The following is a 14910-nucleotide window of genomic DNA, read 5'->3' on the forward strand; positions in this document are numbered from 1 at the left end:
CAACGTTGCTGAGGATTCGAAATGACTATCCCGACAATAGACTTGCCGCTGATTGACCACCACACGCACGGCGTGATTCCGAAGGACTTGGATTACAAGCAATTTCAGCAGGCTTTCAGTGAAAGCTATCTCCCTCCACCTGACGGTGCAACGGAGTTCCAAAAGCCGCTTGGGCTTGCCATTCGCCGATTTTGTCCGCCGATCCTGGATCTCGAGCCGCATGTCAGTGGCGAGCGTTACGTCGAAAGGCGGCTTGAACTCGGTGCGACAGAGGTCAATCGACGATTCCTCCGGGCCGGAGGTTTCGAGCGTCTTATCATCGATACGGGCTTCAAGAGTGACTCCATCCTCAATGTGGAACAGATGGCCGAAATTGCAGCGGTCCCGGCAAATGAAGTGGTCCGCATTGAAGCCGTCGCCGAGGACGTTGTGCGATCGGGGGTGGATGCAGCTGGGTTTGCCGACAGTTTCCGGGAAAGGCTTCTCAGTCGCAGCCGCGATGCCATCGGTCTGAAGACCATCGTCGCGTATCGCACCACTTTCAAGGTTGATCAATCCAGGCCGGCCGAAAACGATCTGGCGGCCGCGGCGGGCGAATGGATGAAGGAGATCGAGACAACCGGCAAGGTGAGACTTACGCATCCTGTGCTCGTGCGCGCTGCCCTATGGACGGCAGGTGATATTTGTCGTCAACGAAAATTCCCGCTTCAGGTCCATTCTGGGCTGGGCGACGATGTCTACATCCATGCCTGCGATCCCTCGCACTTTACTGACTTCATCAAGTCGATGCAGGATTGGGAGGTTCCCATCACTCTCCTCCACAACTATCCATTCATTCGTGAGGCTGGCTGGTTGTCTGAGATCTACCGGAATGTCTACTTGGATACGGGCGTCGTCCAGAATTATACTGGACCATCCTCCGCAAGGATTATTCAGGAATCGCTGGAGACCGCCAAATTCTCCAAGCTTCTTTTCAGTACTGATGCGATTGGTTTGAGCGAGTTATATTACCTCGGCTCGGTCCTTTTCCGGCGCGGCCTCAAGATCGCCCTGGATCAGTGGCTTTCCGATGACTTCATTACGCTCCAAGACGCCGATGAAATCATTCAGTCTGTCGCTTATGGGAACGCCCGGAGAATCTACAATCTTGAGGCTTGAAACCTAGCCCTATCAGAACCGCATCCAAAAGTCCTGGAGGACCATTGCGTGCCCACGAGTTGCTATTCCTTTCCCGACTATGAGAAATACGATGCCGTAGGACTTGCAGAGCTTGTCAGAAAACGAGAGGTCACGCCGCTCGAACTCATTGACGCCGCCATTGAGCGGATCGAGGCTCTGAACCCCCGCCTCAACGCAGTCACGATCAAGACCTATGAGACTGCGAAACAGGCTGCGCAGCGTCCGCTGTCGGGGTCTCCCTTCGATGGCGTTCCGTATCTGGCCAAGGATCTTGCTAGTTCCTGGGAAGGGGTGCCGTCGACCAACAGCTGCCGATGGCTGTCCGAAGTCCGGTCACACCACGACAGCGAATTGGTTCGCCGGACAAAGCGTGCGGGGTTCATTAATCTTGGAAAGACAAACGTTCCGGAGAATGGGTGGTGCCTCAGCACGGAATCCGACATGTGGGGGCCGACCATCAACCCGTGGGACGCAACCAAGGTACCCGGGGGATCCAGCGGAGGCGCTGCAGTGGCCGTGGCTTCAGGCATGCTTCCGATGGCCGAGGCGTCGGACGGCGCCGGCTCAATCCGCGCGCCGGCAGCTATCAACGGCCTAGTGGGGCTTAAACCTTCTCGCGGTCGCATTACGTTCGCGCCGGATGCTGCCGACTTCTGGTTCGGAGGAGCTCTCTTCTTTGCGCTGTCGCGGAGTGTGCGCGACAGCGCCGCAATGTTGGACGCCCTGGCAGGAGCGCTGCCTGGCGAGCCGTATGCCAAGGCGATCCCCGAGCGCCCCTACGCGCTGGAAGCCCTGCGCGGCGCGCGACGTCCACTTCGTGTTGGCTTCTCCACGCATAACCCTCGTGGAGACGTCAATGCGCCTCCCGTCAACCAATCGGTCCTCCACGCAGCACGGCTTGCCGAAGACCTCGGCCACAATGTCGAGGAGTTCCAGTTCGATTTCGACTTCCCAACGTTCTGGAAGGCCTACACCCAAGTGATTTCCGTGCAGACGGCGGCGTTCTTCGGCTTTATGGAACGGGAACTTGCAAAGCCGTTGAGGGCAGAGGATTTCGCGACGGCGACCTGGACCGGTATTGAGCGCGGAAGGTCGACAACCGCCGTGGAATACCATAGTTGCATCGACACCATGCAGTTGGGTGCAAAGGCAATTGCAAAATTGGCCGCCCCATTTGACGCAATCATTCTGCCGGTGCTTCCGCAGGGTACGCGGCCATTGGGCACCTACAACATGAGCCTCGACATCGTCGCGTATAACGACGGTCCCCTAGGGGAAGACAATGCGTATCTGGGACCCTTCAACATCTCGGGCCAGCCCGCAATAACCTTGCCGTTATCCGAGACCCCTGTAGGTCTGCCGATAGGTGTGCAAATCGTTGCCAATGAGGGTGACGAGGCCACGCTTATCTCGCTCGCGGCAGATTTTGAACGCATCTTACCATGGCATCAACGTCGGCCTTGATACGGATGAGGACCATGGCCAGCCGAGTGGATCGCCAAGTTTCCACTGTCGTCTCAACAACGACGCTATGGTCACCATAGCAAGCAACTTCGCGGGCCGACCGAGCCCGTGTGCTGTCGTCGAAGGGATTCGACAACAGCATCACTCTGCAGAGCACTTGTCGGTTTCGTGGTGGTCTAAGAAGAGAAACCTGGCCGATGCCCTCGATGTTATCTGCGTCTCCTGCGACCCATGATGGCGATCGGCGGACGCTTTCACCTCGACTTGGAGACGGGCTGTTGCATGACAAACGAGGATCCGTGGCTCCCCGTCCTGGCCACGTTGAAGCTACCGCAAAAACCACCTCCTATGTTTTCTATCTCACAGAGGACTTCCCTTTGATCGCCTTTTCCTCCGCGATCGAAGTCCTTCGGCTTGCCAACACCGTGCTGGGATATGGCGCGTATGAATGGCGTCTCGCTTCTCGTGGCGGCACTTCCGTTCGATCGAGTTCTGGCGTCCCTGTGTCGGTAGTCAGCGACCTAGCGTCTGAGCGGAGGAATATCATCAGTTCTGAGCGACCAAAGATGGTCATCTTATGCGCCGGTCGAACTCTGGAAGGCTCCTCCGATCGCGCGTTGCAAGCTTGGCTGCGCGAGTGCCGGCTACGAAGAGTGGCGGTGGGAGCGCTCGGATCAGGCAGCTATATGCTGGCAACGGCCGGTTTGCTGGAGAAAAGAAGATGCGCCATTCATTGGGAGAAGCTCCCCGGCTTTAGCGAGCGGTTCTCAACAACCTCCCCCAGCCATACAATCTTCCAGGAGGACGGCGATATTTGGACCTGCCCCGGCGGAATGGCAGCCCTTCATATGATGTTGCAGATCGTGGGTGCCGACTTTGGCAAGGACATCGTCACTCGCGTTTGCGACCACGCCCTTGTTGATCGCGTGCGCGAGTCAACTGAACGCCAGAGGGTGCCACTCGCCAGCAGGCCGGGCAAGGTCAACGAAACGATCATAACCTTGGTCGAGCAGATGGAGATGAATCTGGCAGAGCCGTTACAGATAGATGATCTCGCATTGCAGGTAAGGTTATCTCGTCGCCAGGTGGAGCGGCTGTTTCGCAGTCATCTCGGTTGCTCACCTGTTCGTTACTATCTCAAGTTGCGTCTCGAACGTGCCAAATTGCTAATCACACAATCAACGATACCGATCATTGATATAGCCATGTCTTGTGGATTCGTATCGGCATCGCATTTCTCGAAATGCTATCGCGACGCCAACGGTATGTCGCCCCAGCAAGCACGAAGAGGTCGCAACTATGTCCTAAAAAGGGATCGTCCCGGTGGTTCGGCAGCATGAAACAACGAACGCTCTGCTTGTCCGCCGACTTGCCGAAGCCGATCGAATGGGCACCGCCTGTGAAGAAGGCTGTGGCCAGGCAGTCATCAGCACCGAGTGGATCTCCGAGACACCCCCTCGCTGCTCCACGGAAGGACACCGTCAACAGGTATCTTTGGGAGAGGGCAGTCAAACTGAACGATAAAAAGACTCTTCCGGCAGTTTCACACCAACGAAAGGTCTTTGATCCCACGACGCAGGATATTTGCCCATTCAGCTGCCCCCGCATCGTCGGCAATCAAGTCTTGCCTCAGTTCGATGAAGACGTGTTTTAGGTTTGCACGCACTATATGAGCGGGAAAAGTATAGTCGTCGTCATCGATGGCATAGGGCTCGTTGTCCCCAACCTGGAATCCACCATACGCCTTCATTTGTCGTACAAATTTGTCCGACACGTCGCGCACGGTGGAGTGAGCGATGCCGATCGACCAAGGCCTGCATACCCCCTTCATGACGGGCGTGCAGGAATGAAGCCCCAGAACGAATGGACGCACTCCGCGCGCTTTGAATTGGGTGAGGGCACGAACCACTGCGTAGTGATAGGGGAGATAGATTTCCTCGACGCGCCGCCCGATTTCGCTGCTCGAAAGTCCCTTGTTTGCCGGTATGCTAACCCCATCGCTAATCTCCGGGACCAAACTCGAATTCGACAAGGGTCGATTGCAGTCGATGACCAGTCGGGAATAGCATCCCAGTATCGCATGGCCCCCTATCATGTCTATCAGATGCTGTGTGACTTGCCGGGCACCGATATCCCACGCGATATGCGCCTCCAAGTGTCTCTGTTCGAGCCCCATGTCCCCAAGAGCTTCTGGAACGCGATTGCTCGCGTGGTCGCATAGCACCAGCAATGGCGCACCATCAACATTGCCAAGCGTTTCTACGGCCTGTGGGTCGCCTGACCCCAAAAGACTCACCACTCTGCTTCTTCCTTTCAACGGCTAACGGAATGCATCCACCTTCGGCGGGGCTCATTCCTTGCTTTCGAATTTTGCTCGGGTCCGCCCTTGCAGCGGAGTAAAAATCATTACATTTCATATGTCAATATCGCATGGTTGTAACGATAGGGCGTTGCCGAGATGATAAGCCGGGCGACAGCATGCTTGGGAAAACGCCCGAAAGATAGCCGCAAGTTGAACAAGCGAAACCGATGTCTCGATCTCCAAACGGAGAGCTTAGTATTCCAAAGATAGGATATTTGCCGAATGTATGGAATGGAGTTGACGTGCGCAGGATGGATGCGCAATCCTGAGCGCGTCGCTGTTGCGCCAGCCTGCCAGTAGCCTCAGCCAGAACCTTTTCCGTTGAGCGCTTCGACAATTTCGAATAGCTGTCAGTCCAAAGTTTCTTTCATGGGGGCGTCATTGACAGTGCCGGAGAGCTCAGGCGGGAGAAACTTGGCGCAAGAGTTGCGCCGCAATGTTAAGGTCATGTCCCGGGCCGAGCGGCGAATCGCGCGGGCACTTTTCCTAAGCAATTTTGAAGCTGGTCTGATGTCGGTCGCCAATCTGGCTGCCCTCGCGAATGTGAGCGGTCCGACCGTCATCCGTTTCACAACCACGCTCGGCTATTCCAGCTACAAGGATTTTCAAAATTCGGCAGCGCGCCAGCACGATGAAAGCATCGAGTCGCCGGCAACGCTGTATGAACGTGTAACTCAGAGCCCAGCTCGGCCAACAACCGGGGACGTAATAAGCAGTGTCCTAAGTCGTACCAAGTCTACGCTTGAGATGATTGATATCGAGGAGTTCGACAAGATCGCGAGGATCCTCGGCGATAGGCGCCGCAACCTTTATACCCTTGGAGGACAGTCAACCGTCTTTTTCGCTGACCTGTTGGCTGCCAGGCTTTTCCAAGTGCGACCGTCTGTACAGTCAATTCGTTCGCATTCGATGGGATTTTGCAGAGAGGATCTCCTTCCTTTCATTGGAAACCGGGACGTCTTGTTTGCGTTCGATTTTCGCCGGTACCAAAAGTCGACCATCGAATTCTGTCAGATTGCCGCCGAACAGGATGCAACTGTGATTTTGATGACAGATATGTGGCTCTCGCCAATTGCAGATTTTGCCAGTCAGGTCCTGGTCATTGATTCCGAGACCGATGGTCCCTATGATTTTCTAACTCCCTGCATGGCCTTGCTAGACACTCTTCAGGAGGCCGTGCTGGCGAACTCTAATTTCGATGAAGTGCGAAAAAGAATACGCCTTTGCGAGAAGTATCCTCGTGGCTTGGTGGGAGAGGAAGGCACGGATCATACTTCTTAGGTCACTAAACGCCCGGTTGGTCAACCAACGGCCAAAGCGAGAACGCGCTTACATCGAACCTGGCTCCAGACTGTCCCGATAGAACAGAACGAGATAGTTGGCGAGCTTACGATGCGACGCCAATTGCGCGTGAGCTTCTGACCGCGGACTCCATCCCATGACTGTGGCTGAACCCTTCGCTAGTCCATCGCCTGCTGTTCCCGGGGAAGGCAAAGCCCACCTTTACACGACGACCATCGTTTTGAAGCCCTTGATGTCATGGTTCTCATAGAAGAAGCGCCGCGTGAATTGTCCATAGTCCTCCACATTCTTGGCGTAAGCGACAAGCTGAAGCCGTTCAGGCGGCGTAATTCCACGGCATGAGTGCGTCGATTTTGCTGCTCGGCCAGCCATTGGAAATGCGCTCGAGCGTCCGAGTGAGCAAGGCGAGCGGATCGACGTTGTTCATTTTTGCCGTCTGCAGCAGTGTCGCAACGGTCGCCCAGTTCCTTCCGCGCCGTCGCTGCCGGCGAAGATCGAGTTCTGTCTCGTGATTGCCTGGGGCCTGATGGCGCGCTCGACAATGTTGGAGTCGAGTTCGATGCGGCCGTCGGTCAGGAAGCGCTCGAAGATGGCGCGACGCGACATGGCGTAGCGGATCGCCTCGGCAAGTTTCGATTTGCCGGAGATCCGCGGCAGGGTCTTCTGCCAGAGGGGCGAAGAGCTCGGTGACGATCATGGCGGAGGTTTGCTGACGCACCGCGACACGGGCGTCAAGGCTTTGCCCGCGCACGGGTTCCTCGACATGCCAGACCATCCGCTCGACTGTCTCCGTTGCGACTTTCGAGCTTTCCGCGACATGCAGTTCATAGAACTTTCGTCGACTGTGTGACCAGCAGCCCGCCAATGTGACGCCGTCATTGCCGTGATCGGAGCGGGTCAGCTTGTTATAGGCGGCATAGCCATCGACCTGGGCGATACCGCGGTAGCCGTTCAGGTGTCGCGCGACACCTTCATCAGCCCGGCTATCCTCGAAGCGATAGGCCACCATCGGCGGACCTGCTGCCAAAGGGATGATCATCCCTGGCGTAAGCTCAGAGCCAGGCTATCTTTGTCGATCCGGATCCCGGCGCCAGCGTCGGCAAAGTGGTCTCGTCGGCGATGATCCGCTCTCCTTTCTTGATCTCATCAAAGAGGTAGTCGGCGAGAATCTCCAGCTCGAACCCAGCTTGCCCATCCGTTGCGCCATCAGCTTGCGGTCGAGCTCAACCTTGTCGCGGGCATAGATTCCCGCACGTGAAGGTCCAGTTGCAGGATGGCGCGATCAACATCTCGGTAGAGGATGAGCCGCGGGTTGTGGCCGGCAAGCGCAGTCTTCGCGGTGAGGCGGCGGCGCTGCGCGCCGTGAAGGATCACAAAATGAGCCCGCTCAAAGAGTGGCACGCGACCCGGCCCGACGACCAGAAGCTTGCAAAAAACAGCGAACACTGCAGCGCCAAACCAGCCCTTATCGGGCCTCCGGCGGTGAACCTCGGGTCGGCGGCACGGCGTCCTGAACTTTTCGTCTAGCGCGCCGGGCGTCGTCATGTGGCCCGGAGACGCGGTAGAGCAAGTTCAGCCTCCTGCTTTCGCGCCAGATCGCAGGTAGCCGCCTTGCTGGCACACGGATAATGATCCAACTGGCCCTGCTCTGTCTGCGTCGCATATTTCCACCGCCTATAGGCCACCGTTCAACGCAACCTCCCGCACATACATACCAAAAACGCCGAATTAGTGCACTCATTAGCTGTTACCTTCAAAATTATGTCGGCCATCAATATGGTCACGTATACACCCGTTCGACAAAGGGGTTTTCGTGTGGGAAAAAGTGGGTTGCGGAATTTAGAATTGTAGAACTTTTTTGGCATTGGCGCCGGCAATGGCGCATGCGCATCCCAATCTTTTTGACATACTCAGACGTAGGTTTACCGCTGGGGTTCGATCCAAAACGTGCGTCAAATATCCAGCAGTGTGTTGTGCCCCAGATCCGGTTTGATAGGGGTGGCGGAGTCTTCACGAATTGGCAGGTGGGCGCGATGGCTTCACTCCGCCCCTCGAACCTATAGTCAGCGCAGTCCCGAGTAAGGACGCTTTGGAAGGGGTTGAAGAATGTTGTCAGGATATAGCGATCTGGATGGCGTCGGGTTAGCGGACGCAATCCATAAAAGAGAGGTGAGTGCCACCGAGGTTTTGGAAACCGCAATCGCGCTTACGGAACAGGCTAATGAAGCGTTGAATTTCGTTGCTGTGCGCTGCTATGGCGAGGGACGAAAGACTGCCCGGCAATCCCTGCCGGGCAGTCCTCTGAGCGGTGTTCCCTACCTCCTGAAAGATAGCTTTACCAGCTGGCGTGATACTGTCACCACAAACGGATCTTACCTATACCGAAATTACATGTCTCCTTCAGATTCCGAAACTTCCCGCCGTGCTCGGGATGGTGGCTTAGTCATGTACGCCAAGTCAACGACACCGGAATTTGCCGCAGGAATTACTACGGAAACCCCGCTCCACGGGGCCACACTTAACCCATGGTCACTGGAACACACACCGGGTGGATCGACCGGCGGAGGTGCCGCCGCAGTTGCAGCTGGCGTTGTGCCACTCGCTAACGCCAGCGACGCTGGAGGGTCCATCCGGATTCCGGCTGCTTACTGCGGTTTGGTGGGGCACAAGCCCTCCCGCGGCCGAATCCCTTGGGGACCCGACGTTTTAGATGTCGTCGGGGGTTTGGCTACGGAGGGATGTGTTTCTCGTACCGTCCGAGATCAGGCTGCCTATCTCGATCTCATGCAGGGTAATATCCCAGGTGACCGTGATCGACCACCTGCGCCGGGCGCAACCTTCATGTCGGCGATTGAGCTTCGACCTGAGCCGTTGAGGATCGGGTTCACGGTGAACAGTCACATTGAAGAGGCGACCTACGCTCCGGGTGTTCTGGCGGTGCAATCAATTGCCACGTTGTGTGAGTCTATGGGACATTGTGTCGAGGAACTTTCATTGGGCGAGTATGATTACGTGAAAGCGCTGGCGAATACGGGTACTATTTTCCGGGTCGACCACTATCGCATTTTCCGCAATGCGCGCGCAATGAAGGGCGCAGAGCCATGCGGACAGGATTTTACGAGGGTGATGTTCGACTCGGCACGAGCAGGCGCCGCGATAACGGGTGTAGAGTACGCGGATGCCGTTGAGAGTCTTCGACAGACGACCCGCCGCGTTGAGCTGATGATGGCACCATACGATGTGATTATTACTCCTATGTCGGTCCGGCCTCCGCCGGCGATCGGTCAGAATACGCAAGAGAGAACTGAACTGGGAGCTTATGGCATCGAGAATAGGAAACAGGTGTCATGGTTCGCGTCACTTTTCAATGTCACTGGACAACCAGCGTGCTCGGTCCCCGCAGGCTTTGATGACAATGGGTTGCCAGTTGCCATTCAAATCGTGGGTAAATGGGGAGATGACGCCACGGTTCTTAAGCTGGCAACCGCTATAGAGGCTGAACGGCCCTGGATTTCCCGAAAGCCGAAATTTTGGTTCGCAGCTTAGGAGCAATCTGGTCGCCGCACCCAGTGTGGAGTGCGCCCCTCGGGCCGGACAGATCAGGCCGCAGTTTTGACCATCTGCCGGGCGTGTTGGTCCTCGAACGTTGCGGGCTGAGATAGCCGAGCGCTGAGTGCAATCGGCGGGTGTTGTAAACCTCATCGATGAAGCGGGGAAGGTCCTCAGCGACATCGGCGAAGTTTCGTAGGCCATCGGATAGACGGCTTCGACCTTCATCGTTTTCATGAAGTTTTCCGCTTTCGCATTATCGTAGGGATTGCCGCGCCGGCCCATCGATCCAACAAGATCGTGCTTGGCGAGAAGATTGCGGTAGACAAGTGCGGCATATTGCGACCCTCGGTCCGAGTGATGGACGCAGCCCGGCGGTGGCTTTCGTCGTTCGATTGCCGCCTTCAATGCTGCAACGGTCAAGCGCGCGTCGATCGACCGGCCGATGGCGTAACCAACGACCTTGCGTGACCAGGCATCCAAAATGACTGCGACGTAGACGAAGCCCGCCGCAATCGTCACGTAGGTTATGTCGCTCACCCAGAGCTGGTTCGGGCCGTCGGGTGTCACGTTCTTCGCCAGGTTCGGGAAGATTGGCAACTCGTGAGGGGCGCACTCCCCGGCTTATGGGGTCAATATTGCACGCCGATTCACAACTTTCTTCCACAAGCAATCATCAGCCTAGCATGACGTACTCCCAACACGTCTTTCGGTGACAAAAGTGGCAGGCGACCGCTGACTACGCCGCCATTCTGCGTGGACATTACGGCTACTGCGGCAGGCCGCACAACTACCCGGCGCTCACCGGATTCAATCGGCAAATGCGCCGGATATTGCTAGCGTGTCTGAGACGGCGCAGAGAGAAGAGCCGGCGCATGGGCTGGTCAGCGTTCGAGACCCGACGGCGCGCTTCCCCCGCCAGCCCCGCGCATCGCTCGAACTTGGGCACAAGCACGGATATGCTGCGGGTTACTCTTGAGAAGAGCCGGGCGGGAAAGCCGCACGCCGGATCTGTCAGCGCGAAAGCCGAATGGCATCCTTTTCAGTTTTCCCGCTTCGCATACCGGCCGGACGGAGCCTACCGCACGCGTATAGCCGATGCACTTTTGATCATTTGTATGCCAATAGTGCTTTATTTATTTCATCAGGATAGCGAATTGCTATAATTGTTTCTCAAAACCAGGTGATACTGAACACTCCAAGCATGGTTGGAATCGTTCAATGGATGACCTAGATCGAAGGATCCTCGCGGCACTACAAAAGAACAATCGGCTCTCTTTTGCCGAGCTCGCAGACCTCGCCGGTTCATCAGCCGCGTCGTGCATGCGTCGGGTAAACAAGCTGCGCTCGGATGGCGTGATCATTGCGGACATCTCACTGGTTGATCCGAATGCTGTTGGCAAATCACTTACCGTCGTTGTCACGGTAGAGCTCGACCGAGAACGACTGGACCTCGTCGACGATTTCAAGCGTGCGATGCGCGTGGCTAAGGAGGTTACCCAGTGCTATATGGTTACGGGGGACGCCGATTTCGTCCTGATTGTGGCCGTCGAGGACGTCGAGGCCTTCGATATCTTCGTCAAGACAAAACTCTATACCAACCCCAATGTCCGAAAATTCCGAAGCATGATCGCGCTCGATCGGGTCAAGTTTGAGCCTCGGATCATTGTGTAGTTTCCGTAAGCTGCTCTCATGCAATAAGTCCGTCGGCACTTCATGGTGCCTATTCCACTTACAATATTGGGGATCGTCTATTTCGTCGCAGGAACTCTACGCTCTAGACTAGGTGTTGGTCCCGTATGAGGTAACGCGGATCGATCTTAAAGCTTAACGGGTCTTCCGCCGAGTGATGGCAGATTGCCTCGAAGGGTATTTCCATCTCAGCGCCTCAGATGCTTAGCGAAATTGAAGGCGGCGACGAAGGTGAGGACATGGGCGGCCTTGAGGCCTTCCCGGTCGGGGTAGTGGAAGGCCATGACCGTCGCGTCCATGATGGTGTTGTTGATGCGCTCTGCCTGCCATTGTCCAGGGATGATAGTTCAGTCAGCTTGTGCATGATGCCGTTCTCGATGCAGACGCGATCGAAGATACCCAGGCGAGGGGCTTGAGTGCGTATTGGCTTGACCCTCGAATGAGCCGAACGCTGCCTCTGCGGTGCTGACTTTGAAGCCTTCAATGCTATTCCGTTTTCTGGTCGTGCGACCGGCACTTTCAATTCTGTGTCCAAAAAAGTTGCAAGCTCCGTGGCCACGTCGGATGGCGAGCGTCGCATCGAAGCGATGGAGCACTGAATTCCTTCCTGTCGATTGGCTTTTGCCTTGTAGCGGCAAAATGACTGTTGAAGCGGTGGGTCCAGAGTCGCCCAGCTTCCCCGTGTCTTTGGCTGTTTAAGATGGCGCGTCTTCAGTTCGCAAAAAGGTGACGGAGCATGACGGTCTCCTCACAAGAGACCACATGAACCATATGGTCCACTTGCATAATGAATCATCGCGTGGTTCAATATCGGAAAATTGAACCAGGCCAAGCTCGCAACTCATCGCAAAAAGTGACGGACCTATGGAATACACTCAGATCGCCGTGGAACGCCGCGGTAACGTGGCCTGGCTCTTTCACGACCGTCCCGGTGCACGCAACGCCGAAAGCATGCAGCTTCTTGACGAGCTTGATCATGCTTTGCAGTCAGCGATCGATGCTGAGGACGTGCGCGTGATCGTGGTCGGTGGCAAAGGCGATCACTTTTCAGCTGGCCACGATCTCAAGGAGGCACAGGCCAAGCGTGCAGAATTTACTGTTGAAGAGCGCTTCGCGTACGAAGAGCGCCGTTATCTCGGCTACGCAATGCGAATCTGGGATTGTCCCAAGCCTACGATTGCCAGCGTGCAGGGAGCTTGTGTCGCTGGTGGTTTCATGGTTGCCAACATGTGCGACATGATCGTGGCCTCTGACGATGCTTTCTTCGCCGATCCAGTCTGTAACACGCTGGCCAGCGCCGCCGTCGAAGTGTTGTGTCATCCTTGGGTCATGGGTTTGCGGACCGCAAAGGAGTTCCTTTTTACCGGCCGCCGCATGAGCGCGGAGGAGGCGCAACGGGTCGGCATGGTAAACCGCGTCGTGCAACGTGCTGAACTCGAAGCTGCCACGACGGAGCTTGCCGAAAAGATAGCCGCTGCCCCGCCTTTTGCCACGATGCTGACCAAGCGCTCACTCAACCGGACGGCCGATATGCAGGGGCTTCAGGAATGCGCTCCAGAGCCATTTCGATACGCACCAGCTCTCGCACGTAAGCGACGAGTACCGTCGCATGCGCGAGCAGGGCATTGCGGCTGCCATTTCGCGCGGCAGGAATCAAACTGCGGGCTGAACGCGTTCGCACCATCGTGCGAGAGCAGAAGAGTCTTCACAAAGTCGAGCAGCGCATGAGCACCGTCGGATCTGTAGCAGTCGAACGTTCTTACCCGTGGATGAAGTCCTATCCGCCCGCCATTCGTTGGGACGCGCCGATCCAATGCTTCTCACTCGGCAATTACCTGGCCCGCAGCGCGGCGCGATATCCCGGCCGCACCGCCTTCATCTACCGCGACAGCCAGAAATCCGCATAATTCAGAGAGGAAGACCTGCCGCATGGACTCTGCCACCGCAGGCTTTATGCCAGCCATCGAGCTGGCTGAGCTGATCCGCACCAAAAAGGTTTCGCCGGTCGAGTACATGGGTGTCCTGCTCGCCCGTATTGCGGAGCTGGAGCCAAAGGTGAACGCCTTCGCTTATCTCGATGCGGGTCGGGCGATGGATAGGGCGAAAAAAGCGGAAGCGGTGCTGGCGAGCGGCGGGCGAATTGGCCGGTTGTGTGGCGTGCCCGTCACCATCAAAGACTTTGTGGCGGTTAAGGACATGCCGGCACAGCGCGGCAGCAAGATCTTTGTCGGCGATCGTTCGATCGAGGATTCCCCATTCGTGTCGCGCCTGCAGGACGAGGGGGCGATTGTCCTAGGCAAGACGACCGTGTCAGAGTTCGGCTGGAGCGGTATCTCACGCAGCCCCCTCACAGGCATCACCAGCAACCCTTGGAAGCTTGGCTATAACGCTGGTGCGTCCTCGGCCGGCGCCGGCGCCGCGGCAGCCGCAGGCTATGGCCCGCTGCATCAGGGAGGTGATGGGGCGGGATCGATTCGTATGCCTGCGCATTTCTGTGGTGTGTTCGGACTGAAGCCGAGCTTCGGGCGCGTGCCGTACTATCCGGTTGGCGTGGGCGACTTGACGGCCCATATTGGGCCGATGACACGCACTGTTGCCGACAGCGCGTTAATGCTCGACGTCATGGCGGGGCCGCATTTCCTCGACTACACCTCGCTTGAGGCGGGGCCCGCCAACTATCTCGCCCGACTGGACTACGGGGTAAAAGGAAGGCGGATCGCGTACAGCCCAGATCTTGGCATTGCTCGCGTTGACCCGCAAGTCGCAAAGCTGGTGAGGACCGCGGCAGCACGTTTTGCGGAACTTGGCGCCGTCGTCGAGGAGGTGTCCACTTCTTGGGCGAAGGACGGACCGGAGCTGATACGCTTCTTCTGGTCTGCCCATATGAGCCGTCATGCACGACACTTGCCGAAATGGGAGGCGGAGATGGACCCCGGGCTCGTCGCCTGCATCAAGCAAGGGCAGAACATCTCCGTTGCGCGTTACCTAGAAATGCGCGAGCGGAAGATGGCTTACGTCGCAAACATCCACCGCTGGTTTCAAGATTGGGACTTTTTGTTGACGCCGTCCGTATCGGTCGCCGCTTTTCCGGCCGAAAAGTTGATGCCCGACCATTGGCCGACACATCCTTGGGATTGGCTAATGTGGGCTGAGTTCTCGCACCCGTTCAACATGTCTTGGAACCCAGCCGCAAGCGTGCCATGCGGCTTCACCTCTGATGGGCTGCCGGTCGGTCTGCAGATTGTCGGCAAACGCTTCGACGATCTTGGCGTGCTGCAGGCCTCGGCCGCATTCGAACGTCTGCAGCCATGGGCGAGCAATCGCCCACGCCTTTGACACCCAGATAGCTGCTCCAACGAAAG

The 14910-nt window shown here is 56.9% G+C and carries 14 protein-coding genes and 3 pseudogenes; 10 read left to right on the forward strand and 7 right to left on the reverse strand.

The genetic code is table 11. The annotated features are described in order from the left end of the window. The first annotated feature begins 21 nt into the window (after nucleotides 1-21). The 3 genes from FJW03_RS29675 to FJW03_RS29685 all read left to right on the forward strand — a co-directional run bounded on the left by FJW03_RS29675 (nucleotide 22) and on the right by FJW03_RS29685 (nucleotide 3983). On the forward strand, nucleotides 22-1158 hold the full coding sequence (locus FJW03_RS29675; RefSeq protein ID WP_140767337.1) for an amidohydrolase family protein: 1137 nt from the start codon (nucleotides 22-24) through the stop codon (nucleotides 1156-1158). 48 nt (nucleotides 1159-1206) lie between these two features. After that, the gene (locus tag FJW03_RS29680; RefSeq protein WP_181173394.1) at nucleotides 1207-2643 is read left to right on the forward strand and encodes an amidase; all 1437 of its coding nucleotides are present in this window, start codon (nucleotides 1207-1209) and stop codon (nucleotides 2641-2643) included. Between the two features lie 278 nt (nucleotides 2644-2921). Then, entirely contained in the window at nucleotides 2922-3983 is a 1062-nt protein-coding gene (locus tag FJW03_RS29685) for a GlxA family transcriptional regulator (protein ID WP_226890519.1), read from the forward strand. A gap of 203 nt (nucleotides 3984-4186) precedes the next feature. Here the strand turns inward: FJW03_RS29685 and FJW03_RS29690 are convergent, their stop codons facing one another. Further along, complete coding sequence (locus tag FJW03_RS29690; protein WP_181173395.1) at nucleotides 4187-4942, reverse strand: N-formylglutamate amidohydrolase; 756 nt, start codon at nucleotides 4940-4942, stop codon at nucleotides 4187-4189. Nucleotides 4943-5419: 477 nt separating this feature from the next. On the opposite strand from FJW03_RS29690, the gene FJW03_RS29695 reads away from it, so the two are divergent. Continuing rightward, entirely contained in the window at nucleotides 5420-6286 is an 867-nt protein-coding gene (locus tag FJW03_RS29695; RefSeq protein WP_181173396.1) for a MurR/RpiR family transcriptional regulator, read from the forward strand. Between the two features lie 337 nt (nucleotides 6287-6623). Here the strand turns inward: FJW03_RS29695 and FJW03_RS30455 are convergent, their stop codons facing one another. The 4 genes and pseudogenes from FJW03_RS30455 to FJW03_RS30470 form a co-directional block, all read right to left on the reverse strand. After that, complete coding sequence (locus FJW03_RS30455) at nucleotides 6624-6752, reverse strand: transposase domain-containing protein (RefSeq protein ID WP_413466520.1); 129 nt, start codon at nucleotides 6750-6752, stop codon at nucleotides 6624-6626. Continuing rightward, complete coding sequence (locus FJW03_RS30460) at nucleotides 6731-6913, reverse strand: IS66 family transposase (protein WP_413466521.1); 183 nt, start codon at nucleotides 6911-6913, stop codon at nucleotides 6731-6733. Before FJW03_RS30460 ends, FJW03_RS30455 begins: the two co-directional genes overlap by 22 nt. A gap of 64 nt (nucleotides 6914-6977) precedes the next feature. Continuing rightward, nucleotides 6978-7346 (reverse strand): annotated as a pseudogene (locus FJW03_RS30465) (IS66 family transposase); the annotation flags it as partial. 13 nt (nucleotides 7347-7359) lie between these two features. After that, complete coding sequence (locus FJW03_RS30470) at nucleotides 7360-7482, reverse strand: hypothetical protein (RefSeq protein ID WP_413466522.1); 123 nt, start codon at nucleotides 7480-7482, stop codon at nucleotides 7360-7362. 79 nt (nucleotides 7483-7561) lie between these two features. On the opposite strand from FJW03_RS30470, the gene FJW03_RS30475 reads away from it, so the two are divergent. Together FJW03_RS30475 and FJW03_RS30480 are read left to right on the forward strand one after the other, a co-directional pair. Next, on the forward strand, nucleotides 7562-7834 hold the full coding sequence (locus FJW03_RS30475; protein ID WP_413466448.1) for a hypothetical protein: 273 nt from the start codon (nucleotides 7562-7564) through the stop codon (nucleotides 7832-7834). A gap of 579 nt (nucleotides 7835-8413) precedes the next feature. After that, entirely contained in the window at nucleotides 8414-9853 is a 1440-nt protein-coding gene (locus tag FJW03_RS30480; RefSeq protein ID WP_140767341.1) for an amidase, read from the forward strand. Between the two features lie 204 nt (nucleotides 9854-10057). On the opposite strand, the pseudogene FJW03_RS30485 reads toward FJW03_RS30480, so the two are convergent. Beyond that, nucleotides 10058-10456: pseudogene (locus FJW03_RS30485) on the reverse strand (IS3 family transposase); the annotation flags it as partial. A gap of 621 nt (nucleotides 10457-11077) precedes the next feature. On the opposite strand from FJW03_RS30485, the gene FJW03_RS29720 reads away from it, so the two are divergent. After that, entirely contained in the window at nucleotides 11078-11530 is a 453-nt protein-coding gene (locus FJW03_RS29720; RefSeq protein ID WP_140767343.1) for an Lrp/AsnC family transcriptional regulator, read from the forward strand. Nucleotides 11531-11633: 103 nt separating this feature from the next. On the opposite strand, the pseudogene FJW03_RS29725 reads toward FJW03_RS29720, so the two are convergent. Then, nucleotides 11634-11945: pseudogene (locus FJW03_RS29725) on the reverse strand (IS481 family transposase); the annotation flags it as partial. Between the two features lie 467 nt (nucleotides 11946-12412). Here FJW03_RS29725 and FJW03_RS29730 point away from each other — a divergent pair. From FJW03_RS29730 to FJW03_RS29740, 3 genes are read left to right on the forward strand one after another with little or no spacing between them, the layout of a single operon-like run. Continuing rightward, the gene (locus FJW03_RS29730) at nucleotides 12413-13276 is read left to right on the forward strand and encodes an enoyl-CoA hydratase (protein WP_226890520.1); all 864 of its coding nucleotides are present in this window, start codon (nucleotides 12413-12415) and stop codon (nucleotides 13274-13276) included. Continuing rightward, on the forward strand, nucleotides 13273-13455 hold the full coding sequence (locus tag FJW03_RS29735) for a hypothetical protein (RefSeq protein WP_226890521.1): 183 nt from the start codon (nucleotides 13273-13275) through the stop codon (nucleotides 13453-13455). The genes FJW03_RS29730 and FJW03_RS29735 overlap by 4 nt, the downstream gene beginning before the upstream one ends. Nucleotides 13456-13477: 22 nt before the next feature. Then, nucleotides 13478-14884, forward strand: coding sequence for an amidase family protein (locus FJW03_RS29740; RefSeq protein WP_140767493.1), 1407 nt, complete (start codon nucleotides 13478-13480; stop codon nucleotides 14882-14884). The last annotated feature ends 26 nt before the right edge of the window (nucleotides 14885-14910 follow it).

It is taken from the genome of Mesorhizobium sp. B4-1-4 (assembly GCF_006439395.2).
In the GTDB taxonomy this organism is placed as follows: domain Bacteria; phylum Pseudomonadota; class Alphaproteobacteria; order Rhizobiales; family Rhizobiaceae; genus Mesorhizobium.